The sequence below is a fragment of the Arthrobacter sp. A2-55 genome, from assembly GCF_025548615.1.
GTDB classification, from domain to species: Bacteria; Actinomycetota; Actinomycetes; order Actinomycetales; family Micrococcaceae; genus Specibacter; species Specibacter silviterrae.
Genome location: NZ_JAJLOZ010000057.1, coordinates 1 through 16,380, shown reverse-complemented (window position 1 = coordinate 16,380; position 16,380 = coordinate 1). Strand labels below are relative to the sequence as shown.

At 67.3% G+C, this 16,380-nt stretch carries 15 protein-coding genes; 10 read left to right on the top strand and 5 right to left on the bottom strand.

Features of this window, described 5'->3' with window-relative positions; translation table 11 throughout:
• Positions 1–108: 108 nt before the first annotated feature.
• Positions 109–1,605: a S8 family serine peptidase gene (locus LPN03_RS14995; RefSeq protein WP_262454843.1), complete on the top strand. Its 1,497-nt coding sequence runs from the start codon at positions 109–111 to the stop codon at positions 1,603–1,605.
• Positions 1,606–1,673: 68 nt separating this feature from the next.
• Here the strand turns inward: LPN03_RS14995 and LPN03_RS14990 are convergent, their stop codons facing one another.
• A complete protein-coding gene (locus LPN03_RS14990; protein WP_165181878.1) occupies positions 1,674–2,360 on the bottom strand; it encodes a helix-turn-helix transcriptional regulator in 687 nt (228 codons plus the stop codon).
• Positions 2,361–2,475: 115 nt separating this feature from the next.
• Between LPN03_RS14990 and folE the strand changes: the two genes are divergently transcribed.
• The 4 genes from folE (at position 2,476) to LPN03_RS14970 (ending at position 6,142) form a co-directional block, all read left to right on the top strand.
• Positions 2,476–3,081 carry a GTP cyclohydrolase I gene (gene folE, locus LPN03_RS14985; protein WP_165181880.1) on the top strand — a complete coding sequence of 202 codons (606 nt, stop codon included), beginning with the start codon at positions 2,476–2,478 and terminating at the stop codon, positions 3,079–3,081.
• Positions 3,082–3,150: 69 nt separating this feature from the next.
• On the top strand, positions 3,151–4,389 hold the full coding sequence (locus tag LPN03_RS14980; protein WP_240901835.1) for an NAD(P)/FAD-dependent oxidoreductase: 1,239 nt from the start codon (positions 3,151–3,153) through the stop codon (positions 4,387–4,389).
• A gap of 8 nt (positions 4,390–4,397) precedes the next feature.
• Entirely contained in the window at positions 4,398–5,369 is a 972-nt protein-coding gene (folP, locus tag LPN03_RS14975; protein ID WP_410468605.1) for a dihydropteroate synthase, read from the top strand.
• Complete coding sequence (locus tag LPN03_RS14970; RefSeq protein WP_262454842.1) at positions 5,366–6,142, top strand: pyrimidine reductase family protein; 777 nt, start codon at positions 5,366–5,368, stop codon at positions 6,140–6,142. The genes folP and LPN03_RS14970 overlap by 4 nt, the downstream gene beginning before the upstream one ends.
• A 29-nt stretch (positions 6,143–6,171) precedes the next feature.
• Here LPN03_RS14970 and LPN03_RS14965 read toward each other — a convergent pair whose 3' ends face one another.
• Entirely contained in the window at positions 6,172–6,936 is a 765-nt protein-coding gene (locus LPN03_RS14965; RefSeq protein WP_262454841.1) for a hypothetical protein, read from the bottom strand.
• 133 nt (positions 6,937–7,069) lie between these two features.
• On the opposite strand from LPN03_RS14965, the gene LPN03_RS14960 reads away from it, so the two are divergent.
• From LPN03_RS14960 to LPN03_RS14945, 4 genes are all read left to right on the top strand, one after another.
• On the top strand, positions 7,070–8,047 hold the full coding sequence (locus LPN03_RS14960; RefSeq protein WP_262454840.1) for a J domain-containing protein: 978 nt from the start codon (positions 7,070–7,072) through the stop codon (positions 8,045–8,047).
• Positions 8,048–8,064: 17 nt separating this feature from the next.
• The gene (locus LPN03_RS14955) at positions 8,065–8,538 is read left to right on the top strand and encodes a tRNA (cytidine(34)-2'-O)-methyltransferase (protein ID WP_165181884.1); all 474 of its coding nucleotides are present in this window, start codon (positions 8,065–8,067) and stop codon (positions 8,536–8,538) included.
• A gap of 55 nt (positions 8,539–8,593) precedes the next feature.
• The gene (locus LPN03_RS14950; protein ID WP_165181886.1) at positions 8,594–9,397 is read left to right on the top strand and encodes a class I SAM-dependent methyltransferase; all 804 of its coding nucleotides are present in this window, start codon (positions 8,594–8,596) and stop codon (positions 9,395–9,397) included.
• Positions 9,398–9,557: 160 nt separating this feature from the next.
• On the top strand, positions 9,558–10,754 hold the full coding sequence (locus LPN03_RS14945) for a hypothetical protein (RefSeq protein ID WP_262454839.1): 1,197 nt from the start codon (positions 9,558–9,560) through the stop codon (positions 10,752–10,754).
• Between the two features lie 94 nt (positions 10,755–10,848).
• Here the strand turns inward: LPN03_RS14945 and LPN03_RS14940 are convergent, their stop codons facing one another.
• The 3 genes from LPN03_RS14940 to LPN03_RS14930 form a co-directional block, all read right to left on the bottom strand.
• Complete coding sequence (locus LPN03_RS14940) at positions 10,849–11,817, bottom strand: electron transfer flavoprotein subunit alpha/FixB family protein (RefSeq protein WP_165181890.1); 969 nt, start codon at positions 11,815–11,817, stop codon at positions 10,849–10,851.
• A 9-nt stretch (positions 11,818–11,826) separates the two neighbouring features.
• Positions 11,827–12,618 (bottom strand): electron transfer flavoprotein subunit beta/FixA family protein, encoded by a 792-nt coding sequence (locus tag LPN03_RS14935; RefSeq protein WP_165181999.1) that lies wholly within the window; start codon positions 12,616–12,618, stop codon positions 11,827–11,829.
• A 293-nt stretch (positions 12,619–12,911) separates the two neighbouring features.
• Positions 12,912–14,627 carry a S1C family serine protease gene (locus tag LPN03_RS14930; RefSeq protein ID WP_262454838.1) on the bottom strand — a complete coding sequence of 572 codons (1,716 nt, stop codon included), beginning with the start codon at positions 14,625–14,627 and terminating at the stop codon, positions 12,912–12,914.
• Between the two features lie 293 nt (positions 14,628–14,920).
• Between LPN03_RS14930 and LPN03_RS14925 the strand changes: the two genes are divergently transcribed.
• Positions 14,921–16,380, top strand: a 1,460-nt coding sequence (locus LPN03_RS14925) for a TPM domain-containing protein (protein ID WP_262454837.1), incomplete at its 3' end; no start/stop codon positions are given.

Here is a 16,380-nt window from a genome sequence, read left to right as displayed (position 1 = left end):
CCCAAGAAGGGACACGCCAGTGTCGGTGTCAAATTTGTCAATCGCACAGGCCGATGGCAGGATCTGGCGTGTCCGACATCACTCAATAATCCATGGGGGATTAAAAACATGAAGACAGCTTTGTTCCGCCGAAGGTCGGCTGCTGCCTTGTGCGCCGTCGCCGTCGCCGCCACCGCCCTGTTCAGCGGCGGCGCCATGGCGGCGCCCGGCCAGCAGTCCACGCCCATCGACTTTGCCGCGCCCGACGGCGTGCTGATGAGCTATGTGGTCAATGCAAAGGCCCAGAACGCCAACAAGACTGAAAAGGTCCTGGAGGCCGTGAAGGCCGCGGGCGGAGTCACCGTGCAGGAGTGGCCGGAGATCGGCGTGGTCATTGTCCAGTCAGACCGCGCCAGTTTCCGTGCGGATGTGCTCAAGTACGGCAATTCCTCGGTGGAGTCGGTGGGCGCCACCCGCACCATCGCCGTCGCCGAGGGCACCCCGGACGGCATCGCCACGCCGTGGCAAAAGGCGCCCCAGCTGCGCAGCAAGCAGCTGGCCAACGCCGACCTGGCCTATGGCGATGCCACGTTCGACGGCGTCGCCCTGGACCCCCGCGAGGTTGAGCAGTGGAACCTTGCCCAGGTCAAGGCGGATGCTGCACACCAGCTCACGGACGGATCACGGAACGTGCTGGTGGGCGTCCTGGACAGCGGCATCGACCCGAACCACCCGGACCTGAAGGCAAACATCGACGTTGCCAACTCGGTCAACTGCACCAATGCCGGCCGCCCGGACACCTCGCCCACGGGCTGGAACCCCACCAGCTCCTCGCACGGCACCCACGTGGCCGGGATCATCGGCGCCGCACGCAACGGCGTGGGCATTGTGGGCGTGGCACCCAACGTCCGCATGGCCTCCGTCAAGGTGGTCAACGACGCCGGTTCCATCTACCCTGAATACGCCATCTGCGGCTTCATGTGGGCAGGCATGAAGGGCATGGACGTCACCAACAACAGCTACTACATTGACCCGGTGCAGTTCTGGTGTGACGACCAGCCGGACCAGCTGGCCGTACGCGTGGCCGTGGAGCGGGCCGTCAACTGGTCCACGGACCAGGGCGTGGTGCACGCCGCGGCCGCCGGCAACTCCTCCTACGACCTGGCCAACAAGACCACCGACAACGTCAGCCCGAACGACGCCACCGGAATTGCCCGCCAGATCAACAACCACTGCAAGGACATGCCCACCGAGCTGGACGGCGTGGTGACCGTTGCCTCCACCGACCAGGCGGGCAAGCTGTCCAACTTCTCCAACCGCGGCCTGAACGTCATCGATGTGGCGGCACCGGGATCCCGGATCCTTTCCACGCTGCCGAACAACAAGTACGGGCTGCTCAGCGGCACCTCCATGGCCTCCCCGCATGTGGCCGGCGTCCTGGCCCTGATGAAGTCGGAGCACCCCGGCTGGAAGCCGAATCAGCTGATCTCCCAGCTGCGCAAACAGGCCGATGACCAGATCTGCATGCTTTCGGCCGCACCCAAGGGCGCTGAATGCGTGGGCTCCCTGGGCAACAACAGCTACTACGGCGACGGCATCGTCAACGCCTTGGCGGCCGTGCAGTAGGCACCATCCACCCGGTTTCCGGCGGCTGCCCCTTGGTTCACAACCCAAGGGCGGCCGCCGGAACTGCTTTATGGGCCCTTCGGGACAATCCGCGCACAGCAGTGCGAGAGGTTGCTGTCCGGCTCAATGACGTGGCTGTTGTCCCCGCAGCCGGCCAGCACCCCGTTCAGGAGCGCGCCGTTGAGCGAGCAGACCACCCCGGTGTGCTCCCGGGAAAGCTGGTGGAACGGACAGTTGGCCATGATGGTCCCGCCTTCGCCGTCCGGGCCTGGATCGTACCCGGTGTTTTCCAGGACGACGGCGATGCTGCCAGCCTGGGCACCCAACTCCCTGCCGGCGTCGAACGCCACGGTGGCCAGCGCATCCCGGACCTCAACGCCGGAATCCATGGAATGCTGCACGGCGGCGGCCAGGAGCTCGGCAGCCAGGTCATAGTGGCGGGCCGGGACGGAGACGCCAACCTCGGCCAGCGCCACGGTGTACAGCTTGGTGGGGCGGCCGGAACCGGGGCCCGTCCGCACCCCCACCTTGCGGAAATCCACGTCCAGGATCCGATCGGCCACCATCCTGTCCAGGTGGGCGCGGACGGTGCTCTTGGGCAGGTCCAGCGCTTCGGCGCAATCATCCCGGCTGAGGGCCCGCGGACTCCGGCGCAGCAGCTCAAAAAGCGTCTTGCGCACCGGATCGCCCAGGGACGCCACGGCACTGAGCCGCTCCGCCTCGCTCAGGGATGCCTGTTGCTGGACTTTGTTCATGACTGCGTGCCTTCAATTGTGTTGTTGTCCGGGGCCGTCCTTTATGACGCCCCACTTGACGCTTCGAGCCTGCGCTTCTAAAGTCAAGAATACAAGATTTAGAAAGGATCAGCACATGTCAATTACTAGTGCCGCCCTCCCCGACCTCCTCGCCTATGAGGAATCTGCTCTGGATGCAGCGCCATCCATTGACCTTCCAGCGGCACAAGCGGCCATTGCCGATTTCCTCCGGGCACTGGGCCGTGACGTTGACAGCCCGCACCTTTTGGACACTCCGCGCCGCGTGGCAGCAGCCTACGCTGAAATGCTCACCCCGCGCGACACCACGTGGACAACGTTCCCCAATGAGGAAGGGTACGCCGGGCTGGTGCTGGTCAAGGACATCCCCTTCCACTCCCTGTGCGAGCACCACCTGCTGCCATTCCGCGGCGTGGCCCATGTGGGCTACCTGCCGGGCGAAAGGCTGTTCGGCCTCTCCAAGCTGGCCCGCGGCGTGGAACTTTTTGCCCGCGACCTCCAGGTCCAGGAACGATTGACCCAGCAAGTGGCAGACTGGCTGGAAGAGACGCTCTCACCCCGGGGCGTCGGGGTGGTCCTGGAGGCTGAGCACATGTGCATGTCCCTGCGCGGCGTGGAAGTTTCCGGCTCCCTGACCCGCACCTCGGTGTTCACCGGCGAGCTGGCGGGCGAAGGCCCCCTGCGCGCACAATTCCCGGGCTAACACCCCACATTTTTATTCAGGAAACGCGTTATTCAGGAAACAAGGACTTCCACGGAAAGAGTTTCAATCATGAGTGAATCAACCACCACCCCCGGCATGGTCATCATTGGCGGAGGCCTCACCGGCGCCACGGCAGCCGAGACCCTCCGCAAGGAAGGCTACGCCGGCCCGGTGACGATTGTCGCCGACGAACCCGAGATTCCCTACCAGCGCCCGCCGCTGTCCAAGGGCTTCCTGTCCGGCAAGGAGGGCGAGGATGCCCTGCTGCCGCTGGCCGCCACCTGGTACGGCGAAAACAATGTCACAGTGCTCACCTCCACGGCAGCCACCGCCGTGGACCCCGCCGCCCACACCGTCACGCTCGCCAACGGCGAAACGCTGCCCTACGCCAAGCTGCTGATCGCCACCGGAGCCTCGCCGCGCGTCATCCCCTTCAAGGGTGTGGAGCTCGACGGCGTGCACTACTTCCGCAGCAAGGCGGACTCGGTTGCCATGAAGGAACTGCTTTCCGCCGGCGGGCACAACCTGGTCATGATCGGTTCCGGCTGGATCGGCATGGAAATTGCCGCCACGGCCCGCGAGCTGGGCAACAACGTGGCTCTGCTGGGACTGGAGGACGTGCCGCTGTCCATCGCGATCGGCAAGCAGCTGGGCGGGGTGTTTGCCGCCCGCCACGAGGAGGCAGGCGTGAAGTTCGTGCTTCCCTCCAGTGCCGCCGAAATCCAGGGCACGGACGGGAAGGTCAGCTCCGTGCTGACCACCACCGGGGAAGTCCTGCCGGCGGACCTGGTGGTTGTCGCCGTCGGCGTTGTCCCGAACATTGGGCTGGCCAAGGATGCCGGGCTCACCATCAACAACGGCATTGAGGTCACCGGCAGCCTGGCCACCTCGGACCCGGACATTTTTGCCGCCGGCGACGTGGCCAACTCCCTGCACCCGGTGACCAACGCCTACGCCCGCTCCGAGCACTGGGCCAACGCCATTGCCAGCGGCAAGGTGGCCGCCAAGTCCATGCTGGGCCAGGACGCGGTGCTGGATGACATCCCCTACTTCTACACCGACCAGTTTGACCTGGGCATGGAGTACTCCGGCTTTGGCGCGCTGACCAAGGACGCCGACGTGGTGGTCCGCGGGGACCTCGCGGCCCGCGAATTCATTGCCTTCTGGGTGCTGGAGGGCCGCGTTGTGGCAGGGATGAACGTGAACATCTGGGACGTCCAGGACGCCATCAAGGACCTCATCTCCTCCGGCCGCACCGTCGACACGGCCAAGCTGGCTGACCCGAAAACGCCGCTAGAGGCTATTTGATGGAGGGGATGACTACTCTGCAGCCCTCCCCCACCGCAGCCGGCTCAGCGGCGCCGTTTTACACGCCGCCGCTGCTCCACGCCGTTCACCACTTTGGTGCCCGGACCCTGGACTTCAGCCGGCAGGTGGCGCTCATGGCCATTGTGAACCGGACTCCGGATTCGTTTTACGACGGCGGCGCCACCTTTGCGCTCGACGCCGCGGTGGCGGCGTCGCTGGCCGCCGTGGAACAGGGCGCCGACTGGGTTGACATTGGCGGGGTCCCGTTTGCTCCGGGCCCGCCGTTGACCGCAGGCGAGGAGGGCGACAGGGTGGTCCCCGTCATTGAGGCGGTTTCGGCTGCCAGCGACGTGATCATTTCCGTGGACACGTTCCTGCCGGAGGTGGCGGCGCGCAGCATTGTCGCCGGGGCGCACGTCATCAATGACACCACGGGGCTGGCCAATCCCGAGCTGGCCTCCGTGGTGGCGGAGTCCGGCGCGCACCTGATCATCACGCATTCACTGGCCAGGCCGCGCACCGTCTACCCGCATCCGCACTATGTGGATGTGGTTGCCGAGGTGGCCGCCTTCCTGCAGGAAAAAGTGGAGCTGGCCGTCTCCCTGGGCGTCCCGGCCGGGAAGATCATCATCGATCCGGGGCACGACCTCAACAAAAACACGCTGCACACCCTGGAAATCACCCGCCGGTTCCAGGAAATTGCCGCCCTGGGCTACCCGACCCTGGCTGCCGTATCCAACAAGGACTTCATCGGCGAAACGCTCAACCAGGACAAGTCGGAGCGCCTGGAGGGTTCCCTGGCCAGCGGCGTCATTGCCATCCTGGGCGGCGCCCGGATTCTGCGCATGCACAATGTGGCCTCCGCCAACTCCGCCATCCGCATGACGGAGGCCGTGCTGGGCTGGCGCGCCCCTGCGTACCTCAAACACAACATGGGTGACGTCAACGAGCCGGCCCACCCCGCAGGAAACCAGCAGTGATTGAGCGGGTCTTCCCTTCCGGGGCTCTGCCTTCGGGGGGGCTGTCTGACAGCGAGCTGCTCAAGCTGTATGCCGCGGGCCGCCCTGCGGAGGCGGCCTCCCCCTGGGTGAGCTTCAACTTCGTCGCCAGCATAGACGGCGCGGCCACGGTGGACGGCCGCTCCGGCACGCTGGGCAACGCCGCCGACCAGCACATTTTCCAGCTGCTGCGCCGCCATGCCGACGTGATCCTGGTGGGCGCCCAGACCATCCGCACCGAAGGCTACGGCGGCCAGCTCCTCAGCAAGCAGGCACAGGACTGGCGCCGGGAACACGGGCTGGTGCCGCATCCGCCACTGGCCATCGTGTCCGGGTCGCTGGACCTTGACCCTCAGCTGCCAGTCTTCCACGACGCCCCGGCCACCCCCTATGTCTTCACCACGGCGGCAGCGCCGGCCGACCGCCGGGCCGCACTGTCCGGCGTCGCGCAGGTCATGGATGCAGGGGCGGAGGCGCTCGACGCCGGCGCCCTCCTGGCTTTGCTGTCCTCGCTGGGGATGCCGCGCATCCATTCCGAGGGCGGGCCCACCCTGCTGGGCACCTTCCAGGCTGCGGGGCTGGTGGACGAGCTGTGCCTGACCGTGTCGCCGCTGCTGGCGGGCGGATCGGCACGGCGCATCTCACATGTGCATCCGGGTGCGGCCCTCGCAACAGGCCCGCAGCGGATGGAGCTGGCCCACATCCTAAAGGCCGAATCGATGCTGTTCCTGCGCTACCTCCGCCCCCGTCCCTGACCGCATCCTGCCACCACAGGCGCCGGACCTCAGGAGGTGGGCGGGGCCACTGCGAGCTTCGCCATGAGTTCCGGGGTGGTCCTGGCCAGCAGGGCATCGGTCGGGCAGGACAGGCTGACCACCAGCCCCGTGCCCGCAGTGCCCAGGAGCCTGCCCCACACCATGCTGGCCGGCACGCCCGCCGCCGCCTTGGTGCGGTAGGCGAGGAAGCTGATTGAAGGGGCCTTCCGGCCGGCTTCCGATGACCACGGCAGGGACGATTCCTGCAGGGCCTCCGGGACCACCGAGGGAATCAGGTATTTCATCAGGTTCTCGGTGGAGGCCCTGTCGTCACCGGCTGCTATGAGCGGGCCCTGGTTGGCCGTGACCCAATAGGCCGCCGCGCAGCCGGCAGCATTGGAGTACTGGGTTTCCCCGGCCACATTGTTCTTCACGAGCTTCCACGCGGGCGGCAGCTGGGGCCCGTCCGCGGACTGGCCAGGCTGGTCCAAAACACTGGCAAAGCCGACGGCGACGTTCGGCGAAAGGGTGGCACCGGCGTCGAACGTCATGTTTTTCGCGGCCACGGCAGCGGCGTCGTGCCCGGCCTGGATGGTGGGCGCGGCATAACTTGCGGCTGCCGTGGGGCGGGAGGTCACGGCAGGCTGCGGGGCCGGCAGGGCAATGGTGCAGCCGGCCAGGGCCATGGACAGGGCAGTTGCGGCAACCGCCACGGCGCCGCCCTTGCCGTCCGCCCGCCGGGCCCAACGGGCAGTTGTGGACGGGCCCGCCGTGTCCCCCAGGAATCGATTCACGCACCCCACCTTACCGACAGGCGGCCGCGCCGGGCACCTCCCTGGGCACCGCCCTTCGCGCGCGGCACCGTGCGAATCCCCGCAGGGCGCCCCGCTAGAATGGCAGAATCCCGGCGCAATCGAAAGGTCCCCAGTGGGCGAGCAGTTCCTCACGCATTACCAGGTCCTCGGCGTGCCCAGCACGGCGACCCAGCGCGAAATCAAGATTGCGTACCGCAAGGCGGCCAGGATTTCCCACCCGGACCACGGCGGCGACCCGGCCATGTTCCGCAAGGTCACCGAGGCGTACGAGGTCCTCAACGATCCCGATGCGCGGCGCAGCTACGACAGAAGCTACCGGCCCGCCACCGGCCGCGCCACAGCCACGGGGGGTTCAGCAGGAAGTTCGGGCCGAAGCGGGGCCGGCGAGCCGTTTTCCGGTGCGGGGTTCAACGGCACCTTCAGCACCCGCCGCGGCCAGGAGACCCGGAACACCGCGGGCGATCCCGCCGTGTATGTTCCGCCCTACGACTCCACGGCCGACGGCGGCGTGCCCCTGCTGCCCCGGTCCGTCGCCGCCCAGCCCGTCCACGGCGCCCCGCGCAAACGCGGCGTTTTTGGCGCAGCATCCCGGCTGGCCCGGGAGGCGCGCACGGCCCAGTTGATCATGCAGCAGGTGCTGCCGGGCATCCCCGCGGCCCGGCTCATCAACGGGCTGGAGGCACCCGGCGGCCGCGGCTACCTGGACCATGTGCTGGTCTCCGGCTACCGGATTGCCGTGGTGGGTTCCATGCTGGTGCCCGACGGCGCCTTCCGCTGGGACGGCAGCACGCTGATCCACGGGAGCCGGGTGGCCGCTCCCCCGCAGCTGATTCCGGCCACGCGGGCCTTGCAGGAATTGTTCCCCGAGTGCAATGTGACCTCTTGGGTGTGCGTGCACAGCAGCACGGGAAACCTGTTTGAGCCGGTCATTGACTATGTGCGTGGCGGCGAACCGGACGGGTCCGCCGTGGTGAACGTGGCCAACGCAGCCCGGTTTGTGCGCGAAGCCAAGCACTTTTTGGCATCGGGCCCCCTCCCCAACGTGGTTGACCTGCAGGTGCTCAGCCGGCTGCTCGGCGGCATGTACTGACACGGTAAGCTGAAACGGTGTTTCGCATCTTATTTGTCACCCCGGAGATCCCCGGCAATACCGGCAACGCCATCCGCCTGGCGGCCATCACCGGGGCGGAGCTGCACCTGGTGGAACCCCTCGGCTTCGACTTTTCCGACGCCAAGCTGCGCCGGGCCGGGCTGGACTACCACGACCTGGCGGTGGTGACGGTCCACAAGTCCCTCGACGCGGCGTGGGAGGCGCTGGCCCCGGAACGGGTCTTTGCCTTCACCTCGGACGGGGAAACAGGCTATTCCGACATCGCCTACCGGCCCGGCGACGTGCTCATGTTCGGCCGAGAGTCGGTGGGCCTGCCCGATTCCGCCAAGCACGACCCCCACGTGACGGCTCGCGTCCGGCTGCCCATGCTCCCGGCCCTGCGCTCCTTGAACCTGGCCAACTCCGCCTCCATCGCGGTGTACGAGGCCTGGCGGCAGAACGGCTTTGCCGGGGCGCAATTGCAGCCCTGACCCGGGCCGCATCCGCCCCACCTTTCATCCACAGTTCCAACCACCGGAGGTATACATGTCCGCTCGCGATCCTGGCCTGGCTTTCACCGACGGGGCCCTGCAATTTGAGTTGTGGGCGGACAAGCTGTGGGACCCCATGGGCCGCGACGTGGCGGAGGCGGCCGTGCTGCAGCCGGGCGAAAAGGTCCTCGACGCCTGCTGCGGCACCGGGGCGGCCACCCTGCCGGCAGCCTTGGCCGTGGGACCCAACGGGACTGTCGACGGCGTCGACCTCTCCACCGGGCTGCTGCGCATTGCCGCGGCCAACCTGGCCGAGCGGCACATCCTGAACACCACGCTCACCGAAGCCGACGTCACCCAGTGGCGCGGACACCGCACCTTCGATGCCGTGCTGTGTTCCTACAGCATGTTCTTTTTCTCCGACATGGAGGCGGGAGTGGAACACCTGGCGTCCATGCTGCGCCCGGGCGGCCGCCTGGTCGCCAGCACGTGGGTGGAGGGGGCGCTGGAGCCCTTTGCCGGCCGCATTCTGGAGGCCGCCATCAAGGAACGCCCGCGGCTGGCCGGCGTGGTGCCCCTGCCCAACCAGAACATGGCCAAAATTGCCTCCGCGGAATCCCTGGCCGGCTGGCTGTCGGAGCGCGGACTTGAAGACGTGTCCGTTTCCCGGCACCCGCTGACCCTGTCCGTGGATGACGACATGGCCTGGAACCTGGTCATGGGCAGCGGGTGGCGCACCCTGCTCCCCCGCGATCCCGAGGCCATCGCCCGGGTCCGGCGCGACTTCATCCACTCCGTGGGCCCGCAGGTGGAGATGAACTCGGACGCGCTGATCGGCGTCGGCTCCGTCCCTGCCTGAGCGCCACCAAGCTGTGAATTTGCTGGCAATAGCCCGCCAGCCGTTGCCAAAGCCGCAACCGGTCTGCCAGTCTCCATCCAGATCGCCTTGACTAAAATGTAAAGTCCGTGTGACAAAAATGTCACACGCCGGGCGGTCGTTCACGAAGGAGATTTGGTACATGAAAAAAATCTTCGCCCTGGCAGGCTCCGGCCTGCTCATGCTGACAGCGCTCGTCGCAGGGTCCGCGCCGGCGCAGGCTGCGCCGTCGAGCCGGTCGATCCAGGTTTGCGCAACTCCGAAGCACGGGGACGCTGCCTGCACCGCCCGGCAGGCGGCCGACCCCTCCGGCCGGCCCATCACGAATGCCGCCGCCCCGCCCGCCACCGCCCTCACCCCGGCCCAGCTCAAGAGCGCCTACAAGCTGACGGGCCTGTCCTCCGGAGGCCGGACGGTGGCGATTGTCGACGCCTACGGCTACCCCAACCTCGAGCGCGACCTGGGCGTCTACCGTGCACAGTTCGGCCTGCCCGCGTGCACCACGGCGAACGGCTGCCTGAAGATCCTCAACCAAACAGGCGGCACCAAGCTGCCGCGCGCCAACACGGGCTGGGCGCAGGAGCAGGCGCTCGACGTCGACGCCGTCTCCGCCGCGTGTCCCGACTGCAAGATCGTGGTGCTGCAGGCCACCTCGGCGTCCTTCGGCAACCTCGGCACGGCAGTCCAGACCGCCGCGGGGCTCCCCGGCGTCGTGGCCATTTCGAACAGCTACGGCGGTTCGGACGCCTCCGATTCCACCTATGGGAAGTACTACAACTTCCCCGGCATTGCGGTCACCGCGAGCGCCGGCGACAACGGCTACCAGGGCGCCTCCTACCCGGCGTCGTCGAGCTACGTTGTCGCAGTGGGCGGCACGTCCCTCTCCGCGGCAGCCAACGCACGCGGATGGAACGAAACCGTGTGGACCGGGACAGGTTCGGGCTGTTCCAGCCTCAATCCGGCCCTCGCGGCGGCATCCGCCTCAGGCACCGGCTGTGCAGGGCGCGCCATGAATGACGTGGCCGCAGCGTCCGACCCCAACACCGGCGGGCTGGCCGTCTACTACCCGACGTCGAGCTCATCCTCGACGTGGGGCCAGTTCGGCGGCACCAGCGAGGCCTCGCCGATCATCGCCTCGGTGTACGCCCTCAGCGGCAACACCGGCTCCGCCGCCACCGGCAGCTACGCCAATGCGATTCCGTACGCCCACGCAGGGAGCCTGTTCGACGTGACCACGGGCTCCAACGGCACGTGCCCCACGACGCAGTGGTGCAACGCACGGGCTGGCTGGGACGGCACCACCGGACTGGGCACCCCGAACGGGGTGGCCGGCTTCTAGGGACCGCCGCTTAAGCAACTGTGCATCAGAAACTGCAGCAAGACCAACCGTATTAGATTGATTCGAGTGCAGTTTCTGATGCACAGTTGGGAGGCTAGGCGCGGCGGCGCTTGATCTCCTCCACGGCCTGCGGGAGCACCTTGAACAGGTCGCCCACAATGCCGAAGTCGGCAATTTCAAACACCGGCGACTCCGAATCCTTGTTGACGGCCACGATCACCTTGGACGTCTGCATGCCGGCCTTTTGCTGGATGGCCCCGGAGATGCCCACGGAAATGTACAGCTGCGGGGAAACCTTCTTGCCTGTCTGCCCCACCTGCGCGGCATGGGAAATCCAGCCGGCGTCCGTGGCGGCCCGGGAGGCGCCCACTGCCGCACCGAGCACGTCGGCGAGCTCCTCGACGGGGCCAAAGTCGCCGTCCAGGCCGCGACCGCCGGCCACCACAATGCGGGCATCCTCCAGCTCCGGCCGCCCCGACGATTCCCTGGGTGTGCGCTTGGTAATCCGAGCCCCCAGGCTGGCCGGGGAGAATGCCACCTCAAGACGTTCGACGGCGGCAACGGCCGCCCCGGGTGCCGGCGCGGCGTCCACGCTGTGCGCCTTGACGCTGATGACCGACACGGCCGTGGTGGCCCGGGCATCCACGGTCCATGAACCGGCCAGGACGGATTTATGGGCCACGAGGGCGCCGCCGTCGTTCGACACGCCCACGGCATCGGTGATGACGCCGGCGTTGAGCGCCACGCCCACGCGGGCCGCGATTTCCTTGCCCTGCGGGCTGTTATCCACCAGCACGGCCGCGGCGGAAACGGCCGCTGCGGCCTGCGCCACCAGCTCGGCCTTGGGCGCCACCAGGTAATCGGCCAGCTCGGCCTGCCCGGAATGGACCACACGGGCCACGCCGTAGCTGCCCAGCTCGGCGGCCAGTTCGGCGCCCACGGGGCCGGCCACCACGGCCACGGGCTCGCCGGCGCCGCGGGCCAGGGTCAGCAGCTGGTGGTGGATGGGGTGCAGCTTGCCGGGCGCGTCCACCTGGTCAATGAAAACAACGATTGCAGTCATGGGAGGTCCTTAGATCAGTTTCTGCGCGGCGAGGAAGTCAACGAGCGCAATGCCGGCGTCGCCCGTGTCGGTGACGATGGTTCCGGCCGTGCGGGCGGGGCGCTCCGCCGCCGCGGTGACGCGGGTCAGCGATCCGGCGGAGCCCACGGCCCCGGCCTCCACCCCGATGTCCGACAGGGACAGCGTCACCACCTTCTTCTTTTTTGCTGCCAGGATCCCCTTGAAGTTGGGGTAGCGGGGCTCGTTGGCCTGGTCGGTCACGGACACCAGGGCGGGCAGCTGGGCCTGGACCTCCTCCGAGACGTCGTCGCCGTCGCGCCTGGCAGTGACGGTGGTGCCGTCCAGTTCCAGGGAGGAGGCGAAGGTGACCTGGGGCAGGCCCAGGCGGGCGGCCAGCTGCGCGGGGACAATGGAGGTTTCCCCGTCCGTCGAGGACATGCCGGTGATGACCAGATCCACGGGTCCCAGCGTCCTGACGGCGGCAGCGAGTGCCAGCGACGTGGCCGAGGCGTCCGAGCCGGCGAGGGCATCGTCGCTGACGTGGACACCTGAGGTGGCGCCAATCTGCAGCGACTTCTTCACCGCGGCGGCTGCTGCCGCCGGGCCCAGGGTCAGGGCCGTGACGGTGTTGCCGGCCTTGGCGCCGCCGCGGGCGTCGGCCAGGGCCAGGGCGGCCTCCAGCGCGTACTCGTCAAGTTCGGAGAGAATGCTCTCGTTCCTGTCCAGGCGGTGGCTTTCACCCGTGAGGTGGCGGTCAAATTGCGTGTCCGGCACGTATTTGACGAGTACCACAATGTTCAGTGCTGAGTTTTCCACTACTGTCCTTTGTGTCATGGGAGCATGGTTCCGCGCCCCGTTTCCAGCGCCTGGGCGGGGCCGGCGGATCGCCCTTGGCCTTTCGTCTAGTAGCTTAGTTCGTGCCGGGCCCGGGCCGGAATTTAGTGGGTCGAATCTTTACTTCGCCGGCCAGCTTGTCATGGCGGCCGCGCTCGCGGACTCGTAAGCCGGCGCGCCGTTAAGCACGGATGGTGCGCCACTGTGAAAGTGGCGCACCATCCGTTCCTTGCCGTGCTCTACTCCAATGCCGCTCCGGCTCAGTTGGCCGGCATGGTGTCCAGCGTGACGTCCTTTTCCAGCGTCTTGCCGTTGCGAACCAGCGTCACCTTCACGGTGGCCCCGCCGGCCTCCTCCCGGACGGCCGCCGTCAGGGACGAGGCATCGGAGATGGTGCGCCCGCCCAGTGCGGTGATGACATCACCCTTCTGGATGCCCGCCTTCGCCGCGGCACTGCCGGAGGTCACGTCCGCCACCGTGGCCCCTGCCGAGAACTGGCTGTTGCTGCCCAGGGCCGAGGTGCCGCTGACCGAGACGCCCAGCTGGCCGTGGGTGGCCTTGCCGGAGGAGATGATGTCGTTGGCGATGCGCTTGGCGTGGTCAATCGGGATGGAGAAGCCCACGCCAATGTTGCCGCTTTGGCTGGTGGAGCTGGAGGAGCTTCCCGTGGAGGCAATGGCCACGTTGACGCCGATGATCTTGCCCGTGCTGTCCACCAGCGCACCTCCGGAGTTGCCGGGGTTGATGGCCGCATCCGTCTGGATGACGTTGAGGTTCACGGACCCGGTTGCAGCGGTGTTGCTCTGGCCGCCGCCTGGAGGCGAGAACTGGAAGCCGTTGCCGCCGCCCTGGCCCTGCGACGAGTCGTTGGGGGTGGCCGGCACGGCGGAGGAGGCAACCTGGATGGTGCGGTTCAGGGTGGAGATGATGCCCTCGGTGACCGTGGCATTCAGGCCCAGCGGCGAACCGATGGCAATGACTGTGTCGCCAACGTTGATTTTGGTGGAGTCGCCCAGCGTGGCCGGCACCAGATTCGGTGCATCAATCTTGATCACTGCCAGGTCGGAGAGCGGGTCGGTTCCCACCACGGTGCCGGCATATACCTTGCCGTCGCTGGTCTGCACCTGGATGGTGGCGTGGGCGGCGGCCCCGTCCAGCGTCACCACGTGGGTGTTCGTGAGGATGTGCCCGGCCGTGTCCAGGATGATGCCCGAACCCGTGCCGCCGGAACTGCCGCTGGTGGCGGAGATGGTCACCACGGACGGCATGGCCTTGGCTGCCGCGGCCGATATCTGGTTGACCGAAGTGGGGTTGTTGATGACCAGCGGGGCTGCCTGCTGGTTCGAGGCGGCCACCGTGCCGGAGTTCTGCGAACCAATCAGGGCCGAGGTGCCGGCTGCCGCGCCTCCGCCAATGAGCGCTGCGGCAATGACGCTGGCTGCAAACATGCCCATGCCCACCTTCCTGCGCGGCTTGGCCGCCTGGGGGGCGGCTGTCACGGCCGGGGCCAGTGCGTGCGGGTACGTGTTCGACGCCGGGTACCCGGCGTCCGCATGCGTGGAACCGTTGGGCTGGTCCCCGGTTGATCCATAGGCCTGGCCCTCCGCAGGCTGGCTGTAGGGCTGGCCGTACGGCTGGCCGTAGGACGGTGTTGCCGGGGACTGCGCCGAGGGGTACTGGGGCGCGGAGTGCTGCGGGCCCGCGTAGGGCGGCATTGGCCGCGTCTCGGCCTGGGATGCCTCCGGCTGCGTTTCGGCCCGCTGCGGCTCCGGCTGTTGCGCCTGCGCCGGGGGTTCTGCTGCGGCGGGGTACTGGGCGGTGGGTGCCTGCCAGGCATTTACGGGCTGCGACGGAGCGGGAATGGGGGTGGTGTCGCCAAGCGGCGCACCCTGCGGAATGGGGGTGGTGTCGCCCTCCTGCATGCCTGCGGGGCCGTCCTCGTTGCGGATGCCGTCCCCGCCATTGATCTCGGACATTTGCTTTTCCCTTCATTGAAAAATTCTTGGGCTGAACCCTTGCTTGATATTCATCATGGTCTGCAGGGCTGGTGCGTTTACGAACGTTCGCTGGAAGGTAGCTGTGAAGGATTCGCCCTGCTTCAATTATGTCCGACGCCGGCACAAACGGCTTCCGCGGCCCGCCCGGCGCCGGGGTGCACGGCGGTGCGGAGCCCCGCAGGCCCACATGGACGCCGCCAATTTTTCCGCCATAGAATCATGGGTGAGGCACAAGCACGGTCCTGCACAATTGGCGCACATTAGGGTGGGCGATGTTTTCAAGGTTCAAGTTGTTTTTCCAGCTGCTCGCGGCGGTGGCGTTTGCCGCGCTGATGGTCTTCCCGGCCGCGGCAGCCCAGGCGGATCCTCCCGTGACCATACCGGGGGGCACGTACATCATTGACAATGCCAACGTGCTGGGCAGCAAAAAGGCCGACGTCCAGGCGGCCATCACCAAGTTGCAGCAGCAGCAGGGAATCACCCTGTTTGTGGTGTACGTGAATTCCTTTGACGGCACGGCCCCCACCGACTGGGCCACTGCCGTGGCCAATCAAAAGCAGTTTGGCCAACACGACGCCATCCTGGCCGTGGCCGTCAAGGACAGAAAGTATGCGCTGCTTGCGAACACTTCCGTGATCAGCAAGGCCAAAAACGACAATGTCCAAAAGAACGCCGTGGTCCCCCAGTTGGGCAAGGACGACTGGGCGCAGGCCGCCATTGACACCGCCGCGGCGCTGGGTGACGCCGCCGGCGGAGGCTCCGGCAACGTACCCAACCCCACGGGAGGGTTCGTGGCGCTGGGAGTCGGCGGCGCCGTCGTGCTTGGCGGTGCGGGAACCGCACTTGCCATCCGGAGCAAGCGGAAGAAGGCCGCCGCAGAGGCCACGGCCAAGGGCTACGGCCCCGATGGCAAGGCCCTGGACCCGAATGCCGGCATGACCATCGCCGAGCTGCGCTCCAAGGCCGGCTCGCTCTTGATTGCCGCCGATGATGCCATCAAGAACAGTGAGCATGACATTGGATTTGCCCAGGCTTCGTATGGCGATGAGGCAGTCAAGCCCTACCAGGCCGCGCTGAACCAGGCCAAGGTGCACCTGAGCGAATCCTTCAAGCTGCAGCAGCAACTGGACGATGAAATCCCCGACACCATTGACGAGCAGCGCCAGTGGCTGGGTGAAATCATCAAGCGCAGTGAGGATGCCAATGCGGCCCTTGATGCGGAAAAGAAGTCCTTTGACGAGTTGCGGGAGCTGGAACGCACGGCGCCGCAGGTCATCGCCCAAGTGCGTGCGGACGCCGCGCAGGCAGGAACCGCCATCGCCTCATCCGAACAAACGCTCTCCGTGCTGGCCGGCAAGTACGCCGATTCCGCCCTGGCCACGGTGCGCGACAACGTCCAACAGGCGCAGGAGCGGCTGGCCTTTGTGGGCACGGCAGCGGACGACGCCGACGCGAAGCTGGGTTCCGGCGACACCGCCAACGGCGCCCTTTCCGTCAAGGCTGCGGAGGAGGCGCTGCTGCAGTGCAACGTCTTGCTCGAAGCCATCGGCAAGACGGAAAAGAACATCAATGACGCCGCAGCGACGCTGTCCACGGCGCTGCCGGAGGCCCTCACCGACCTGGAACGGGCCAAGTCCATGGTGGCCTCCCCCGAGTTCGCCCGCTACGCGCCAACCGTGGCCGCCGCGGAGGCCGTCCTCCAGGACGCCAAGGCAAAGGGTTCGGCCGGCAA

Excerpts from the sequence above, each read along its gene's own strand:
- LPN03_RS14995 (WP_262454843.1), top strand. The coding sequence starts at position 109 with ATGAAGACAGCTTTGTTCCGCCGAAGGTCGGCTGCTGCCTTGTGCGCC.
- LPN03_RS14990 (WP_165181878.1), bottom strand. The coding sequence starts at position 2,360 with ATGAACAAAGTCCAGCAACAGGCATCCCTGAGCGAGGCGGAGCGGCTC.
- folE (WP_165181880.1), top strand. The coding sequence starts at position 2,476 with ATGTCAATTACTAGTGCCGCCCTCCCCGACCTCCTCGCCTATGAGGAA.
- LPN03_RS14980 (WP_240901835.1), top strand. The coding sequence starts at position 3,151 with ATGAGTGAATCAACCACCACCCCCGGCATGGTCATCATTGGCGGAGGC.
- folP (WP_410468605.1), top strand. The coding sequence starts at position 4,398 with ATGACTACTCTGCAGCCCTCCCCCACCGCAGCCGGCTCAGCGGCGCCG.
- LPN03_RS14950 (WP_165181886.1), top strand. The coding sequence starts at position 8,594 with ATGTCCGCTCGCGATCCTGGCCTGGCTTTCACCGACGGGGCCCTGCAA.
- LPN03_RS14945 (WP_262454839.1), top strand. The coding sequence starts at position 9,558 with ATGAAAAAAATCTTCGCCCTGGCAGGCTCCGGCCTGCTCATGCTGACA.
- LPN03_RS14940 (WP_165181890.1), bottom strand. The coding sequence starts at position 11,817 with ATGACTGCAATCGTTGTTTTCATTGACCAGGTGGACGCGCCCGGCAAG.
- LPN03_RS14930 (WP_262454838.1), bottom strand. The coding sequence starts at position 14,627 with ATGTCCGAGATCAATGGCGGGGACGGCATCCGCAACGAGGACGGCCCC.